The sequence below is a fragment of the Nocardia sichangensis genome (assembly GCF_047200615.1).
GTDB classification, from domain to species: domain Bacteria; phylum Actinomycetota; class Actinomycetes; order Mycobacteriales; family Mycobacteriaceae; genus Nocardia; species Nocardia sichangensis.
Genome location: NZ_JBJZOK010000029.1, coordinates 1 through 15,482 on the forward strand (window position 1 = coordinate 1; position 15,482 = coordinate 15,482).

Genomic DNA, 15,482 nt, shown 5'->3' on the forward strand with positions numbered 1-15,482 from the left:
GTTCTTGGCCGACAAGTTCGCCAAATGGCAGCTGCCCGAACGGTGGACGTTCATCGCCGAGGTCCCCAAGACCAGTGTGGGCAAGTTCGACAAGAAGCGGCTACGCGCCCAGTACGCCGACGGCGACCTGGAGGTCACCACCCTGTCCTGACCCCGCTGCCCCGCGTCACCACTTCAGCATCGGCAGTGGTGACGCGGGGTGACTACGCAACCGCCGCGCGGGCTGCCGGTGTCACGGGCGCGAGCCGGGTCTCGACCTCATCGCGAAGATCATTGGCTTCACGGCGGTTGCTCACCCGTCAGTCCGGAACGCCGACCATCTCCAGGGCCAATGGCACAGCGGTCGGCTGGTAGTCGGGCGAGGTGTCGCTCAATACTTTGAAAGCGGTGTGGGCCAAGTGACTCGCCATGCGGGCTTGGGCCGTGGCCTTGGCGCCCTCCACCAGCGCGGACAGAATCTGTGCGTGTTCATGATCGCCGGCCTTGTGCCAGCTGTTGGGCTCGCCACCCTGGTAGATCCGGATGTACCGGACACACCGGTCGGCCAGTTGACGCAACTGCTTCTGCATGGTGTCACCGGCGCCGCAGGTGATCGTGCGGTGGAACGCCGAGTGGATGACGAACCAGCGCTCGGTCTCACCTTCCTCCGCGGCCACCCGCATGGCCGCCAGTTGCTCGGTCGCGTGATCTCGGGCGGCGTCGTCGAAGCTGTCCACTGTCATGGCGACGGCCAGCGACTCGAGCACGACTCGGCTGGCATAGATCTCGTCGAGTTCACGCGGGTCGAGCATGGAGACGCGGGTGCGCTGGTTCGGTTCGATTTGGACCAGGCCCTCCTCCTGCAGCATCCGCAGCACCTCGCGCAACGGCGTGCGACTGACACCGAGCTGCTCGGCCAGCGACACCTGAGAGAGCTTCGTCCCAGGCCGCAGCGTGCCGTCGAGAATCCTTTCGCGCAGGTAGGCGTGTACATACGGGATAGCTTGGCGTGCCTCGGGTAGTTCCACCCTGGTGATGTGCGGGACGAGCACTTTGCGACTCATACCCCTAGCGTAAGCGATGTGTATACATATTCCTTCTCTTTCGGATGTCGGCCGCGTAAACTGCATACAGTATTTCGGAGTCGTGGCGTCGACGAAGGCGTCCCCTCCCCGCGCGAAAACCCGTGAGGACGTGACCAGTGTGAGAATTATCGGAGTCATCGGACTGGGCAAGATGGGCCTGCCGATCGCTGAGAACTTGCTGGCCCGGGGGTTCGACGTCGTGGGGTACCGGCGCAGCATCGAGTGTCCCGAGCTCGAGGCCGCGGGCGGCACCGTCGCGTCGTCGCCGGCGGAACTGGCCACCTCGTGCGAGGTCATCGTGTCGATCCTGCCGACCGCGGATGACGTCGAGCGCGTGGTCAGCGGACCCGAGGGCACGCTGTCGACGATGCGCCCCGGAGCGATCCACCTCGAGATGAGCACGATTCCGGTGACGCGCAAGCTCGCATTGATGCGTCAGCTCCAGCATGTCGGGGCCACCATGCTCGACTGTCCGATCAGCGGCAGCCCCGGAATGGTCGGCCCGCGGCTGGCCAGGATCTTCGCCTCCGGAGCGGCGGAGGCGATCGATCGAGTCGCCGACGTCTTGGACGCCATCTCGGGGCCCTGGGTCAGAACCGGTGACTTCGGGACCGGCACCCACCTGAAGTACATCTCCTCCATGCTGGTGGCGACCCATACGGTCGCGGCCGCGGAAGCGATCGCGCTGGCCCGCCGCGACAACTTGGACCTCGAGATGGTCCAGTGCGCCCTGGAGACGTCCATCGCGGGCTCGGCGCTGCTCGAGCAGCGAGGTCCCGTGATGGCGCAACGCTCATGGCTGCCCGCTCCCGGGCCCATCGCGACGCTGCACGAGATCCTCGACCAGATCGAGGCGCACCTGCACGAGGTCGGCGAGCATCGGCCGGTGTTCGAGGCGGCCAAAGCGGTCTTCGACCAGGCCTTGGCCGACGGTTGGGGAGAACTCGATATAGCCAGCGTGCACGACCAGATCTCCGCCCAGAACGCACTCGCACAGGACGTCACCAAATGATCTACGTCACTCACCGCCTCCCGGTCAACGAGACCGGCGAGCCGACGCTCGATCGGACCGCCGTGTGGCAGGGCCTGGTCATGAAGGCCGACAACGCGCTGCCCTTCGTGCCGGCCATGTCCCACTGCCTCGTCACCGCTCGCCTCGATGACGTGACGTTCGAGCGCGAGATCGAGCTGTTCGGCGACCGCTATTCCGAGCGAGTCAGCCTCCAGCCGCAGCAGCGGGTGATTTTCACGCGCATCTCGGGGCCGGTCCTCGGCACGATCGTCAACGACATCGAGGAAGACGAGGGGGAGCTGTTCCTCCGGTTCAGCTTCGCGCTGGTGCTCGAAGGCTTACCGAGTGGTTCTCCCGAGGAGGCGGCGTACGCCGAGGAAATGACGACGCAGTACATAGCGGCGGTCGGCGCAACGCTCGCGGCCATCCGTCGGGTCGCCGGTGGAGAAGCGTCCGTCACGCTGCCCATAAGCTGACGTCCGGACCGTGGGCGACGAGCCCCGCGTTCCGGCGCGGGGCCGTGCGCCTGGTCGGGGTACGCACACGCCCGAATTCGCTTCCACCGCAACCTGATCCAGTCCGGTCGGCATGGCGACGGAGTTCAGCGGCGTCGAGCCTTGGGTGGCATACGCGCGTGGGATCATCGGGCGGCGCGCGTCGTCGCCGCTTTGCGCAGCAGGTGTGCCCCCAGTCTGGGCAGTAGCTCGTGTTTGACGGCTTGCCATGAGCGAATCTCTTCCGCCGACATGGCGGCGACTGGTGCGTCCCTCGTCTCGAGCCAGACGGTGCACGCGGCGGCAAGCACCGACATGGTGGCGACTGCGGTGGCGGGGTCGGCTGCCATCGTGATCGCGCCGTTGCCGCGCAGAATGAGCGCGTCCGACGCGCCGATCGCCTCGGCGAGTCGCAGGCCGCGGTCGGCTTCGCGGACCAGTAGCGCGGAGGGGTACACCGGTACGGAATCGCCCAGCCAGCACGCCTGGCCGTGGGTCGGGGCGATGCGGTCGGCGAGCATGCCGACAGCCAGCGATGCCGCCGGCTGGGCCCGCGCGATCGCTCCGGTCGCCGGGAAACGGTTGTAGAGGGCCAAATGGGCCCACGCCTCTGCCGGGCATCCGGGTGGCAAAGACGTCGCGTTCAACAGGACACGGATGCAGTTCGACGCCTCGACGGTCTCGAGATCCGCGGCAGGTGTGATCACCATGTGGCCGAACTCCCTGGCGGATACATGCCCGAACGCGTCGACCAGCCCCATGGTGGCCATGGCGCGCGCCGCGTCGGAAACCTGGACTTCGATGGGTTGGGTGGTAGAAAAGCTCACCGGATAACTGTATGCACTTTTTAGCCTGAGCGCCAAGCGCGGGGCGAAAATCGACGCTTCGGGGAGTTCATTCCGCAAAGCGGAATTTGTGCTCAGGGAGATGGCCGGACGTGACTGGATCGGGTCAAGGTGTATGCAGTTCATCTCGAAAGGATCCAATTATGACCAGCGCTTTGACCGCCGCCGTGTTCCACGCGGTCGACACTCTCGACTCGAAGGCCTTTGCGGGACTTTTCGCCCATGATGGCAAGACCACCTTCGGCAACGGCCCCGTTCTCGAGGGCCGCGAGGCGGTCGAGGCGGGCACTGTCGGCTTCTTCGGCATGCTCAGTGGGATGCACCACGAGATCGTCCACGAGTGGGTCGTGGGCAACGACACCATCGTCGAGCTGGTTGTCACCTATACGCGTAAAGATGGCCGAGAGGTCTCCATCCCGGTGGTGTCGATCTGGACTGTCGGTGACAGCGGCCTGATCGATAGCTATCGTGTCTTCTTCGACGTGGCCCCGGTTTTCGCGTGACCAAGGCGACGTGACCAGGGCGTGTCGCGGTCGTCACCGGAGGCGCCGCCGACCGGTGCCGACCGCACCGCCGCGACCGACTATGGGCCGGTCCGGACCGCCGGGTTCATGGCGGGGCGCAAGGCCTGGCCGCGGTCGGTCAGCCGATAGGACTGCGGCCGGGGGAGTGCGTCAACGCTGGAGTGACCAGCGCGAGGCGAGCCCCGACTCTCAGGCGAAGTTCTCGGCGATCGCGGACGCGGTCGCCCGGACGTCGGGTACGAGGTCGACGAGGTGCCTGCGGCTGGAGCCCGCCGAAGGGCACGCCAACACGACCGCGGCGATGACCATGCCGGGCCGGGTGGTGACCGGGACGCCGACGGCGTTCACGCACTGCTCGTTCGTCTCCAGGCAGAGGGCATAACCCTGCCTGCGGACGACACCGAGTTCACGACGGAGCGCGACGAGCTCACGCGTCGAACCATCACGCATTCGGACGTGGCGGTCGGGGTAGAGCGCGACCAGTTCGCTGTCGGGAAGCTGGGCCAGGAGCACCTTGCCGCCCGATGTGGTGTGTGCGGGCAGCAAGTGCCCGACACGACTCCGGACGCGGTGGGCACGGCTGCTCTCGACGCCGTCGATGAACCGGCAGCCGTTGCCCTCCAGAGTCACCAGGAAAGTCGTACAGCCCGACCGCCGCGAAAGGTCGGCCAGATAGGGATGGCCGAGGACGCCGAGGTCGTGTGGTGGCTCGGCGCCCCACCGGAATTGCGTCAGCCGTGGTCCCGGCAGGTAGGCGCGTTTGCGGTCCTGTTCGGCGAACCGGTGCCGCTTGAGGATGGACAACAGCCGGTGTGCGGTGGGAGGCGTCACCGCGAGCAGTTCCGCGGCGTCGGCCACGCGCAACCTACCGTTCTCGCGCAGAGCGACGAGGAGCGTGAGCACGTTCTCGGCCGAAGAGATCGACTCGTGGGATGGCATGGTCCCTGCCCTCATCGACGATGGACGCTCCCGGTCATGCCGCGACCATTCTGTTCTCGAGTCGACCGAGGCCGTCGATCTCGCTGACGACCAGGTCGCCGGCGTTGAGGAAAGTCTTGCGCGGCAGGCCGACACCGGCCGGCGTACCGGTCAGGATGACGTCACCCGGCTCGAGGGTCAGCACGCGGCTCGCGGCGGCGATCAACCGCGGCACCGTGATCACCATGTCGGCGGTGGACGCTTCCTGCTTGATCTCCCCGTTGACCGTCAGCCGAAGCGTGAGGTCGTGCGGATCGCCGATTTGCCAGCTGGGCACGAGTCCGGGCCCCAATGGGCACGACCCGTCGAATGCCTTGTGCTGAAACCAGTCCCAGCCGAATGGTGCGAGGACCGCGTCTTTCCTCGGGAAAAGTCCCCGAGCGGACAGGTCGTTGGCGACCGTGTAGCCCGCCACGTGATCGAGGGCCGCGCGCTCATCGATATCGTGACCGCCCGCGCCGATGACGACGGCCAACTCGACCTCCCAGTCCACGTCGGCGCGTTCCGGCAGACGCACGTCGTCGTGCGCGCCCAGGACCGTCGTGGTGGGTGGCTTGAGGAAGAAGAAGGGCTCACCGTCCGGATCCGGACGGTGCGTGCCCATCTCCTCCGCGTGTCCGTAGTAGTTCGCCCCGGCACAGATGACCTTGCGGGGGTAGGTGAGAGGTGCGACGAGTTCGACATCCGGTATGACCTCGAGCGCCGAGGGCTGGAAGTTCCGGAGCAGGGGCGTGAACTCGGCCCACCGATCGAGAACTTCCAACAAAGTGAGACCCGATAGCGGCTCCGGCGCCCGGCCGACTTCGCCGTCGGCGAGCACGCCGACACTCGGCTGCGCTCGGTTGCTCCCGACGAACTGGACTAGACACCACTGGCGCGACGACATGAAAACCCCTTAGGAATCAAGAACTCGCTAAAGTGCACACACTTTTGCGGCGGATGTCAAGCCGGGCCGCTCGACAGGCTCGCTACTCCGGAGCCCGTGCGCAATGGCGGTGGAGTGCGGGCGCTGCGTCACGTCGAACGGCCGCGACGGTCCGCTCGTAGTCCAGCGTCGGGTACGCGCCTCACGAAACTGCCTGTTGCCCAACCAAAATCAGATACGCGACCGCGACGGCAGCGATCGCTATCGCTGGGATCAGCTGCGCGAACCGGTCGCGAACGCGGAGGTGGCCGATAGCGGCGCCGACCATCAGCGCCACGATGCCCACTGCGGCGAGGGCGCCGACGGCGGGGATCGTCAGCCCCAGAAGTACTCCGATCGCACCGAGCAACTCCAAGGCCCCGATACCGCGGAAGGCGTTGACGCTGAATCCGAGGTGCGCCGCGGTGTCGCGTTGGAAGCTGACGGCCAGGGTCATGGTTGTACCGGCCCCTAGCAGAACGATCGCGAGCAAAGCTGCGAGGATGGTTGTTGCGGTCATGGCGATCTCCTGTTGTCGATGTCGAGAATTGGTCCCTGGATGTCAGGGCGGTGGGCATAGCTGAGTGCTGTCTGCCTCATATGAGGCTCGAATGCAGCCCCGCGGTTCGGGGTGGGGCTGACGCCGACGATCTGGATCTCGCCGATGTCGACGGCTCCGTTCAGCGGTTCGGCGGGGGCCTGCCTTCAGGTCCGGGGCCGCCAGCCGCAGGCGATATGGGTGGCTCGAGATGCCACCCGGGACAGGTGTGCTCTTGCCGAGTCCGGTCGTAGACGAGGGGAGCGCGGGGCGAATTGTCGGGCGCCCTGTTCACTCTCCTTCCAGGATCGGCAGGAGCAGACGTGATCTGGAGTGCACCGTATTGATGCTCGGGCTGCCGACGGGGGCGTGACTGAACAGCAGCATGGGGCGGAAGTCCTCGCGGCTGTCGTCGCTTGTGAGGATGAGCCGGATGCGGTGCCCGCGGCGGAATCGGCGGGCGTTGGCCACCAGCGGGATGCGGTAGTCGACCGGCTCCCCCGCAGGGACGGGCTCCCACGTCCTCATCGGGAGGACGGGCCTGCCCGTCGCGCTCGCGTCCTCGTCGACATAGCGCATGCCGGCTCGCAGCCAGCCTTGGGTGACGTCGATGGCTTTGCCGTCCGGTCCGACGTCTTGCAGGAGCAGGATCCATCCCGTGTCGGCCGCACTGCTGGTGGCGGTGAGCCGTAGCTCGGGGTGACCGACCATGTCGAGGTCGCCGAGAAGGGGATCGCTGGTCCAACTCAGTTCTGCGGGCATGGCGTTCGCGCCGTCCGTGGCGTAGCTGCGCTCGCCCGGTTGCTCGTCGCCGGTGAGGGAGCCGTCGGAGTTGAGCGACAAGGCCATGTGCGTCGCAGGCGGGGGCCAGGAGTCGGCGGTGAGCCACCGTTCGGCCCCGGGCAGCCAGTAGCGGATGGCGGGGCCTTCGAGAATGCCGGTGTCCCGCCCCTTGAGCCAGTGGTCGAACCAGGCGAGGGCCTCGATGTGCATGCTCTCCCATGGCCAGGGCAAGCTGTGCTCCCCGAGCATGGTCATGCGCACGTGCGGGTTGTGGGCGAGGGCCTTCCAGGCTTGGAAGAGGCCGGGTAGATGCAGGGGGACGTTGGACCACTCGCCGCCGAGGTAGACGGGGATGTCGACGCGGGACAGCAGTTCGGTCAGGTCGCGGTCGTCCCACCACGCATCCCGGGTGGGATGTTCGGTGGCCACCGCGTTCAACAGGGCCTCCCATGGGTGGGCATCGTGGCGGAAGCGGCTCACCAACCGCAGGCCGAGAGTCGCCTGGACGCCGTCGGTGTGCCTGAACCGGCGGTGGACGGCGGGAATCGCGAGAATTCTGCGCAGGAGGCGGGACAGGCCCTTGCGGTAGAGAGAGTCGCCGTGGGCGGACAGGACCCCTAGCGCACGGAACCACGGGGTGATGAAAGCCTGGCTCAACAGGCCGTTGTGGTAAGAGGCTTCCCAGGCCTGAACCGTGACATTGAACGGGAACAGGGCCTCGAGATGAGGTGGGCGCTGGGTGGCCGCCGCCATCTGGGTCATGGCGTAGTAGCTGATGCCGATCATGCCCACGTTGCCGTCGCACCACGGCTGCCCGGCGACCCACTCGACCAGGTCGAACAGGTCCTGGCGCTCCTGCTCGTCGAAAAAGGTGTAGGTGCCGTCCGAGCCCACAGTGCCACGAAGGTTGGCGATGACATGGGCGTAGCCGCGTGGAACCCAGAAGTCGGTGGTGCCTGCCTCGATGACCGCCGCGGGGGCGCCGAGGTCCTGGAGTTGGCGGGGATAGGGCGCCGCCGCGATGAGCGCGGGAAATCTCCCGTCGGCGTCGGGGCGGTGAATGTCGGCCAGCAGCCTGGTGCCGTCACGGACCAGGACAGGCACATTGTTCTCGCGGGTCGTCCCGTGGAGAACGGGGGACAGGTCGCGATACTCGCGACCTGTGGTCTGCGGTCCGTTCAACTGACGCTGACCGGGCTCCGCACCGGCTGCTCTTACCCGAGCCACGGCATCCTCATTTCCACATATACAGAAATTAACGGGCTCACGGTACGCCCGGCGCCCCGCTACAGGCAAGAGCAATTTCCATACATGCTGAAATATCTGGCGTCGGCGGCCCGCGCGCCGCGCTCGGCGGGGCGAACGGTGATGAGCATGGTGCGGCCGCCGGCGTACTCGACCGCGGCGCCGACCGACTCATCCCTGCGGGGTCATCCGCCGCTCAGACGGTCTCCGAAACATCCACGCCCAGGGGACCGGTGAGGTAGTGCTGCACGGTCGGCCCGATCAGGCGGACGACCTGCTCCGTGTGCAGATCGGCGATGCTGTCGAGGGCCCAGACGTAACGCGTCATGGCCAGTCCCACGATCTGAGTGGCCACCAAGTCCGCCCGCAGGCCGGCCTCGTCGTCGGGAAGGCTCGCCGACACCACCTGCAAGACAAGATCGGAGAAGACGGCGCGGAGGCGCTCCATGGCGAAGGGCTCGTGACTCGCGGCGAGGATGATCGACCGCAGAATCTCCGAGGTGGCCGGATCGTCCCACATGCGCAGCGCCGCCTCGACAAAGGCTCGTCCGCGCTCCTCCAGTGGCACTCGAGCGGCCTCCCCGATTGCCGCACCAAAGGATTCCGGCGGCTCCAGCGCCGCCTTCAGCAGTCCCATCTTGTTGGAGAAGTAGTAGTTCACCAGGGTGGGGTCCACTTCGGCTGCCTTCGCCACGGCTCGCAACGAGGTTCCGCTGTAACCTCGCTCGGCGAAGGACTTACGCGCCGTTGCGAGGATGCGGTCCGCCTGCGCGCCACGTTCGCCCCGAGGCCCCCGCCCCGCTCGTGCCACCATGTTCCACCGTCTCCTCTGCCGGTTCCGCACTTCCCGACTGCGTGCGACCAAGTTTCCACACACACTGAAATCTGTTTCAGCCTACCGGGCAATTCAGCTCCCGGTCCCGAGGGAGGCTCCCCACAGCCGTCCGAGCACCGCGAGAGAAAGTGACCCGTATGGCCGCGACGGCCTTCGAAGGGTGTCCTACCGCTATCGCTGCTGTCCCGGCGTAGGGGGAATAAGGTTGAGGGCTTGGGCCTTTCGCAGCGCTGCGATGCGATCGTGCACACCGAGCTTGCGGTAGAGGTTCTCGGTATGTTTCGTCACCGTCGCCGCCTTGATCCCGAGTCGGGTGCCGATGGCATGCGCGGTAAGGCCGTCGCACAGGAGCGCGAGCACCGCCGACTCCCGGGGAGTGATCTTGTACTCCGCGGGATCCGCGCGCATCGTGTGGTGTGCGAAGGCTGCCGCCTCGTGCGCTTCGACCGTGTCGAGCAGCGACCTGGCGAGCACGGCGTATTCGAGATCCCGGTCGCTGAACCCGCCACCGCTGCGGCTCATGATGACGCCGCGGATCCGGCCGGGTTCGGAACTCAACGGCAACGCCAGCTGGCGGTCGATGCCGATGGCATCCTTTCCTGCCCGGTATGCCTCACCCTTCCACCAGCGATCGTCGGCTACCTCATCCATCGTCAGCGGGGTTTTGTCTCGCGTCAGCGCATAATGCCGAAGCAGGGGGTGAGACCGCATATGCGCGTGGATCAGTGCGTCGAGCGGTGCCTCGTGTAGCCAGTCCGGCGATCCGGTGAGCGCATGGCCGGTTCCTGCCCGCCAGTTCAGGTCGATGAGAACCGCCAAGTCGCACGGTAGATCGGCGGTCAAGCGTTCCATCAGCAGCGGCCAGACCCGCACCGGCTCCTTCTCGGTGATGATCTGCAATGCGAGATCGTGGATGCGTTTGGCGTCTCCCCCTGGCACAGCGTCCATTCCAGCATTGTGCAGCACCGGTTCCCGGAGATCGGCTCGAGCTGAGAACGATATACGAAGTTCTTCGTATATCCGCCTTGGAGCACCGAAATTATCGTTGGTCTCCGTAAGTATCCGGCGGACCGTCCCTTTGGATCGACACGGCGTCGGCCGCATCGAAGGATGGTTCGCCCGGGAAGCGGACCAGGAAGCACGCTGCACCGGAAGCGCGCGCAAGTTTGCCGGGGGAATGTATGCGAACATTTGTCGTCAATCTCGATCGTGACACCGAGCGACTGACCGTGATCTCCGAGAATCTGGCGCGCCACGGGATGCTCTTCGAGCGGTGGCCTGCCACCGACGGGCGGACGCTGGATTTCGATCATCCGGAGCAGGGCGAAGTTGTCCAGGACTTCGGCCGCTGGGCGTCGCTGGAGGCTGCCTGCGGGATCAGTCATATCAGGCTCTGGCGCCATATCGTCGACCACAGGATTCCGTGGGCGATCGTGCTCGAGGACGACGCCGAGCTGATCTCTCCGCTACCCCACGACGTCGACGAGTGGGGACTCCCTCCGGACTGTGATCTCGTCTTTCTGAGCAGCAGGGCCACACCGGGCCGGATTCGTTCGACCAGCGGCAGGTTCTCCTACGCTGACCTGATCGGCGGGGCCGGTACCGAGGGGTATCTCGTCGGACTCGCGGGTGCGGTCAAACTCCTGCAGATCATGACTCCACTCAAGGATCCGCTCGACTTCCAGATGTACGCCCATGCGGAGTCCGTACAGCGACACGATGCGTTCCCTTACTTCTGGAAACTGCCCATCAATCCGGCCGCGGCGCATGTGCGGCTCGACGCCTACCGCCTCGTTCCCGATGTCGTACGCCATACCGGAGCGGAATCCAGTATCGGGAACAGCCGCCATCCCAGAGCCAGATTCTACTGTCGGCTGCTTCTCGGGCTGGACTTCGCCGACGGAGGATACGGATCGGGCGGCTACACGAACATTCGAGCCGAGTCGGCCCGGCACACTGGCGATTTCGCCGCACGACGACCATCCCGGCACGTCACCGACTTCTTTCACGGAGTCGACTTGTCGCACTGCCCGGGTGGGCGCGCGTACGAGGTCGCGACGACACTCGCCGACCACGGAGTGAACAGCGTTCGCCTGAGCGTATGGGTCGACGACAACTCGCCGATGAACCTCGAGCACGCCATCGGCTTGGCTCAGGCCGCTCGATCCGCCGGACTCGCGATATGTCTCACTCTGCACTATTCCGACACCTGGGCGGATCCGGGTAAACAGTGCAAGCCACGGGCGTGGGCATCGCTGCCGATCCGGACGCTGATCGAGGAAGTTCGCCGCTACACCGCACACACCCTCACCGAGTTCCGCCGTCATGACATCCAGCCGGCCATGGTGCAAGTCGGCAACGAAATCACCAACGGGATGTTGTGGGCGGAGCCGGGCCAGGATCCACGCAGCGGCGCGCGGCTACACCCGGAAGACAGCGTCGAGAGCGACTGGAATTCAGCCGATCAATGGGTGATTCTGTCCGAACTCTTGCGCGCGGCGACGATGGGCGTGCGGGAAACCGCCGATTCCACCCTCATCTCTGTTCATCTCGACCGCGGCGCCGACGTCGAGGGCGCCGAGTGGTGGTTGCGGTACGCGGACCATTTCGACGTCGACTACGACGCCGTGTCGCTGTCGTTCTATCCACTGGCACATCACGACGCTACGATTTCGCGGCTGCGCCGAATCGAATCCCTCTGCGCATCGCGACCGCACAAGAGCGTGTTGATCGGCGAGACTGCGTATCCCTTCAGACCGATCGCGGGGAACGACCGTACCTACACCGACATCGAGCGGGAGTTCTCCTTCGACGCGCGCGGGCAGCACGAATACCTCAGATCCGCTCTGCGAACCATTGGAGACCTGTCGACAGGATGCGGACTGTTCTGGTGGGGAGCATGTTTCATCGACGACAGCGTCGAGCGGTCCGTCGACTACTTTCGCGCCCACGCCCTCTTCGACGCCGATTGGCGCCCTCTTCCTGCGCTCTCGGCCTTCAAGGAGAATCCGGGGTCGAGGGCCAACACACTCATAGCCGAAGCCGCCGGGCCACGTTAGTGCCGTACGCCACGCTCGACCGGACAGCCCCGGGCCCGAGCGCTGGATCTAGGCCTCTTCGAGGGCTTCGCCGATTTGGTGAGCGACGCGATTGTGCTGGTCCTGCGCCAGCCAGTGACCGGCCGCGAGGACCACCGCAACGGGCCATTCGATGATCTCCGCCGCAGCCAGCGCGCCGAGTGCACCGTAGTACGCCAACTGTTCGGGTCGAGGGATGCGGACCCGGCCCACTACCGGCAGTTCCACCGCGAAACCCTGCGCGGCCAGCACGCGATCTACGGCATTCCGGTGGCCGGTATGCGATTTTTCGGCCATTTTTTACCTTCCGGTAAGAGTGTGTTGGATAGGTCGATGCCTGGCATCCGCACGGTGTCCAGTGTGATGACAAATGGTGCAGGCGGCGGCTCGGATCAGCTGACGGGCGCGCTGACGCAGGTTCTGGCCGTGCCGTTGCGTGAGCTGTACGCAGTGCTGTGGCGCCTCGGGGTCGTCGAGATCGTCGACTGATCACTCCGTTGCCGACCGCCCGCGGCGAACAGCCACGGGGCATGTCGGCGACAGCGGTCGACAACGCCTGCCGCCGACCCACCGGGGCGTACCGCAGGTCCACGTGCGACGACTAATGCATGCTCGGCGAGCGCTGCGTCCGGCCCGCGCTCTCCGGCGCGGGAATCGCACGCTCGTCGTCTCGACGGGCGGACTGGCCGCTCTGCGCGTGCGGCTCGGGGCGCCCGGCGCGATCGCCGGCCTCGGGCGGCGGCAGCCTGCCCGATCGCTGCCCGAGCTTCTGAACCACCAAGGTAGCGCCGCCGACACCCAGCAGCACCGGCCAGTCCACCAGGCCCGTGGCACCGATCGCCACCAAAGTCAGTGCTGCCGCCGGTGTCGAGTGGCTGCCGCTGCCGAGCCCCTTCTTCACGCCGATCGCGGCCCCTTGGATGCCGCCGATCACACCGTTGACAGCGGCGCCGCCCACGGCGCCTGCCGCGGCCGTCGTCGCGCCGGCCGTCCGGGCGATCATGTCCACCACGCCTTCGGAAATCTTCATGGGTCACTCCGTTGCGTTCACCATTTGGACACCTACGAGCAAACCAAAGTTTACCTCTGGCGAGAAGTTGGAGCGGGTGTTGCGTCAGTCCGCGATCACTCGCTGTATATCGCGCTGACCTCTGCGGCGAAGTCGCGGAGTACGAGGTTGCGTTTGAGCTTCAACGATGGGGTGACATATCCGCTGTCCTCGGTCAGCTGGGTGTGCAGCAGGCGGAATTTGCGGACGGCCTCGGCGCGGGACACGGCTCGGTTGCCGTCGTCGACAGCGGCCTGGACAGCGGCCAGTAGATCGGGGTCCGCGGCGAGATCGTCGACACTGGCGTCCTGGGGTTTGTCATGCAGCTGTTTCCACAGGGGAAAGTGCTCATCGTCGATGGTCACCAGGCAACCGACGAACGGTTTGCCGTCGCCTACGACGATCACCTCACCGATGATGGCGTGGGCGCGGATGCGGTCTTCGATCACCGCGGGAGCCACGTTCTTACCGGCGGCGGTCACGATGATCTCCTTCTTGCGCCCGATGATGGTGAGGTACCCGTCGTCATCGAGAGTGCCGAGGTCGCCTGTGGCGAACCAACCGTCGCGGAACGACTCGGCGGTGGCACGCGGATTGTTCCAATACCCGGTGAACACGTTCGGTCCGCGCAGCAGGATCTCGCCGTCCTCATCGATCCGGATCGAGGAGCCCGGGAGCGGTTGGCCGACCGTGCCTATCTTCGGCCGGTCGTCCGGATTGAACGTGGCGGCCGCGCATGTCTCGGTCAGCCCGTAGCCCTCCAACACGGTGAATCCCACTCCACGGTAGAAATTGCCGAGGCGTTCGCCGAGCGGCGCTCCGCCGGATATGGCGTGCGTGGCGCGGCCGCCCAGCGCGGCGCGCAGCCGCCGGTAGACCAGCCGGTCGAACAGCGCATGCCGGATCCGCAGCGGGAGCGGTATGTGCCCGGCGCCCCGGGCCCGGCCGTGGTCGATGGCGGTCGTGGCTGCCAGATCGAAGACGCGCTCGCGGTGGGCGAGTTCCGCTCGAGCGCGTGCGGTGTTGTACACCTTCTCGAAGACTCGTGGCACGCCCAGGATCAACGTCGGCCGGAATGCGCCGAGTTCGGCGGTGACATCTTTGACATCGCTGACGTTCGCGATGTCGACCGGGACGTAGGCCGCCGCGACTTCGGCGATTCGGCCGAGCACATGTGCCAGCGGCAGGAACAACAGCACCGAGGACTCTCCGGTGCGGAACAGCGTCGGCATCCGGGCGGTGATGTTGCCGAGTTCGGCGAGGAAGTTGCCGTGGGTCAGCTGACACCCTTTCGGGCGGCCGGTGGTACCGGAGGTGTACACGATCGTCGCAGGCACGTCGGCCGCTACGGCGGCCCGGCGCTCCACGACGGTGGCGTCGCTGATCCGTGCGCCCTCCGCCGTCAGGTTCGCTGTGGCGTCGGCCTCGATCTGCCAGCTGTGCGTCAATTTCGGCAATTGGTCGCGTACTGCGGCGACCACGGCCGTGTGGTGATCGGTCTCTGTGACGATGGCGGACGCGCCGGAGTCGGACACGATCCACTGCACTTGTTCGGACGAAGAAGTTTCATAGACGGGGACCGAAATCGCGCCCGCGTACCAGATCGCGAAGTCCAGCAACGTCCACTCGTACCGCGTGCGGGACATGATGGCCACGCGATCGCCTGCCTGGATGCCGTTGGCGATCAGTCCTTTCGCCGTCGCCCACGCCGCGGCGCGGAACTGGGCGGCGGTCACATCCTGCCAGCGGCCGCCTACCTTGCGGGAGATGACGGTCAGATCGGGGTACCGCTCGGCGTTACGTTCGATCAAGTCGGTGAGGTTCGCCTCGGCGGGCACCTGGTACAGAGCCGGCAGTCCGAATTCCCGCATGATCGGTCCTCCTCGGCGCTGCCGGAGGGCGCACGATGCGCTCGACCTAGGTGAGCCGCGCACTACCGAGTATGGTCCGCGGCGCATCGATGCGGCGATGGACGTTGGCAGTCGCGCGTAAGGACATAGGTCCTCTTCAGTGCTGAGTGGTAGGCCCACGACGCCGCACGCCCAGGTTCTGGGTAGCCGGTGACGTGCCAGAGTGCCCGTTGTTCGGTGACCTTCGGCCGTCACCTGCGCCACTGGTTCGCGCGATGCTGAATC

Annotated in this window: 16 protein-coding genes; 5 read left to right on the forward strand and 11 right to left on the reverse strand. The window is 66.2% G+C overall.

What is annotated here, in order from left to right:
* Positions 1-299 precede the first annotated feature (299 nt).
* Positions 300-1,043, reverse strand: a complete 744-nt coding sequence (locus ACL03I_RS30775) for a GntR family transcriptional regulator (protein WP_355078195.1) — start codon at positions 1,041-1,043, stop codon at positions 300-302.
* 139 nt (positions 1,044-1,182) lie between these two features.
* Here ACL03I_RS30775 and ACL03I_RS30780 point away from each other — a divergent pair, with 139 nt between their 5' ends.
* Both ACL03I_RS30780 and ACL03I_RS30785 read left to right on the forward strand, forming a co-directional pair.
* Positions 1,183-2,076, forward strand: a complete 894-nt coding sequence (locus ACL03I_RS30780; protein WP_355078194.1) for an NAD(P)-dependent oxidoreductase — start codon at positions 1,183-1,185, stop codon at positions 2,074-2,076.
* A complete protein-coding gene (locus tag ACL03I_RS30785) occupies positions 2,073-2,552 on the forward strand; it encodes an SRPBCC family protein (protein WP_412807587.1) in 480 nt (159 codons plus the stop codon). Before ACL03I_RS30780 ends, ACL03I_RS30785 begins: the two co-directional genes overlap by 4 nt.
* Before the next feature lie 164 nt (positions 2,553-2,716).
* On the opposite strand, the gene ACL03I_RS30790 is transcribed toward ACL03I_RS30785, so the two are convergent.
* Entirely contained in the window at positions 2,717-3,397 is a 681-nt protein-coding gene (locus ACL03I_RS30790) for a class II aldolase/adducin family protein (protein WP_412807588.1), read from the reverse strand.
* Positions 3,398-3,558: 161 nt separating this feature from the next.
* Here ACL03I_RS30790 and ACL03I_RS30795 point away from each other — a divergent pair, with 161 nt between their 5' ends.
* Entirely contained in the window at positions 3,559-3,918 is a 360-nt protein-coding gene (locus ACL03I_RS30795; protein WP_412807589.1) for a nuclear transport factor 2 family protein, read from the forward strand.
* A gap of 210 nt (positions 3,919-4,128) precedes the next feature.
* Here the strand turns inward: ACL03I_RS30795 and ACL03I_RS30800 are convergent, their stop codons facing one another.
* The 6 genes from ACL03I_RS30800 to ACL03I_RS30825 form a co-directional block, all read right to left on the reverse strand.
* Positions 4,129-4,878 carry an IclR family transcriptional regulator gene (locus tag ACL03I_RS30800; protein WP_412807590.1) on the reverse strand — a complete coding sequence of 250 codons (750 nt, stop codon included), beginning with the start codon at positions 4,876-4,878 and terminating at the stop codon, positions 4,129-4,131.
* A gap of 34 nt (positions 4,879-4,912) precedes the next feature.
* On the reverse strand, positions 4,913-5,803 hold the full coding sequence (locus tag ACL03I_RS30805; RefSeq protein WP_412807591.1) for a fumarylacetoacetate hydrolase family protein: 891 nt from the start codon (positions 5,801-5,803) through the stop codon (positions 4,913-4,915).
* Positions 5,804-5,984: 181 nt separating this feature from the next.
* Positions 5,985-6,341 carry a DoxX family protein gene (locus tag ACL03I_RS30810; RefSeq protein WP_355078188.1) on the reverse strand — a complete coding sequence of 119 codons (357 nt, stop codon included), beginning with the start codon at positions 6,339-6,341 and terminating at the stop codon, positions 5,985-5,987.
* A gap of 309 nt (positions 6,342-6,650) precedes the next feature.
* Positions 6,651-8,369, reverse strand: a complete 1,719-nt coding sequence (locus tag ACL03I_RS30815; RefSeq protein ID WP_412807592.1) for a CocE/NonD family hydrolase — start codon at positions 8,367-8,369, stop codon at positions 6,651-6,653.
* A gap of 214 nt (positions 8,370-8,583) precedes the next feature.
* Entirely contained in the window at positions 8,584-9,201 is a 618-nt protein-coding gene (locus tag ACL03I_RS30820; RefSeq protein ID WP_355078186.1) for a TetR/AcrR family transcriptional regulator, read from the reverse strand.
* A 192-nt stretch (positions 9,202-9,393) separates the two neighbouring features.
* Entirely contained in the window at positions 9,394-10,326 is a 933-nt protein-coding gene (locus ACL03I_RS30825; RefSeq protein ID WP_412807593.1) for a helix-turn-helix transcriptional regulator, read from the reverse strand.
* 77 nt (positions 10,327-10,403) lie between these two features.
* On the opposite strand from ACL03I_RS30825, the gene ACL03I_RS30830 reads away from it, so the two are divergent.
* Entirely contained in the window at positions 10,404-12,281 is a 1,878-nt protein-coding gene (locus tag ACL03I_RS30830) for a glycosyl hydrolase 53 family protein (RefSeq protein WP_412807594.1), read from the forward strand.
* 48 nt (positions 12,282-12,329) lie between these two features.
* Here the strand turns inward: ACL03I_RS30830 and ACL03I_RS30835 are convergent, their stop codons facing one another.
* The gene (locus ACL03I_RS30835; protein WP_355078183.1) at positions 12,330-12,596 is read right to left on the reverse strand and encodes a hypothetical protein; all 267 of its coding nucleotides are present in this window, start codon (positions 12,594-12,596) and stop codon (positions 12,330-12,332) included.
* Positions 12,597-12,662: 66 nt separating this feature from the next.
* On the opposite strand from ACL03I_RS30835, the gene ACL03I_RS30840 reads away from it, so the two are divergent.
* Positions 12,663-12,788 (forward strand): Rv1535 domain-containing protein, encoded by a 126-nt coding sequence (locus ACL03I_RS30840; protein WP_364425270.1) that lies wholly within the window; start codon positions 12,663-12,665, stop codon positions 12,786-12,788.
* Between the two features lie 112 nt (positions 12,789-12,900).
* Here the strand turns inward: ACL03I_RS30840 and ACL03I_RS30845 are convergent, their stop codons facing one another.
* Both ACL03I_RS30845 and ACL03I_RS30850 read right to left on the reverse strand, forming a co-directional pair.
* Positions 12,901-13,329: a hypothetical protein gene (locus ACL03I_RS30845; RefSeq protein WP_355078181.1), complete on the reverse strand. Its 429-nt coding sequence runs from the start codon at positions 13,327-13,329 to the stop codon at positions 12,901-12,903.
* Between the two features lie 95 nt (positions 13,330-13,424).
* Entirely contained in the window at positions 13,425-15,218 is a 1,794-nt protein-coding gene (locus ACL03I_RS30850) for an AMP-dependent synthetase/ligase (protein ID WP_412807595.1), read from the reverse strand.
* Positions 15,219-15,482 lie beyond the last annotated feature (264 nt).

Coding starts and splice junctions, on each gene's coding strand:
- ACL03I_RS30775 (WP_355078195.1), bottom strand. CDS start 1,043: ATGAGTCGCAAAGTGCTCGTCCCGCACATCACCAGGGTGGAACTACCC.
- ACL03I_RS30785 (WP_412807587.1), top strand. CDS start 2,073: ATGATCTACGTCACTCACCGCCTCCCGGTCAACGAGACCGGCGAGCCG.
- ACL03I_RS30795 (WP_412807589.1), top strand. CDS start 3,559: ATGACCAGCGCTTTGACCGCCGCCGTGTTCCACGCGGTCGACACTCTC.
- ACL03I_RS30800 (WP_412807590.1), bottom strand. CDS start 4,878: ATGCCATCCCACGAGTCGATCTCTTCGGCCGAGAACGTGCTCACGCTC.
- ACL03I_RS30805 (WP_412807591.1), bottom strand. CDS start 5,803: ATGTCGTCGCGCCAGTGGTGTCTAGTCCAGTTCGTCGGGAGCAACCGA.
- ACL03I_RS30810 (WP_355078188.1), bottom strand. CDS start 6,341: ATGACCGCAACAACCATCCTCGCAGCTTTGCTCGCGATCGTTCTGCTA.
- ACL03I_RS30820 (WP_355078186.1), bottom strand. CDS start 9,201: ATGGTGGCACGAGCGGGGCGGGGGCCTCGGGGCGAACGTGGCGCGCAG.
- ACL03I_RS30825 (WP_412807593.1), bottom strand. CDS start 10,326: ATGCGGCCGACGCCGTGTCGATCCAAAGGGACGGTCCGCCGGATACTT.
- ACL03I_RS30830 (WP_412807594.1), top strand. CDS start 10,404: ATGCGAACATTTGTCGTCAATCTCGATCGTGACACCGAGCGACTGACC.
- ACL03I_RS30835 (WP_355078183.1), bottom strand. CDS start 12,596: ATGGCCGAAAAATCGCATACCGGCCACCGGAATGCCGTAGATCGCGTG.
- ACL03I_RS30840 (WP_364425270.1), top strand. CDS start 12,663: ATGACAAATGGTGCAGGCGGCGGCTCGGATCAGCTGACGGGCGCGCTG.
- ACL03I_RS30845 (WP_355078181.1), bottom strand. CDS start 13,329: ATGAAGATTTCCGAAGGCGTGGTGGACATGATCGCCCGGACGGCCGGC.
- ACL03I_RS30850 (WP_412807595.1), bottom strand. CDS start 15,218: ATGCGGGAATTCGGACTGCCGGCTCTGTACCAGGTGCCCGCCGAGGCG.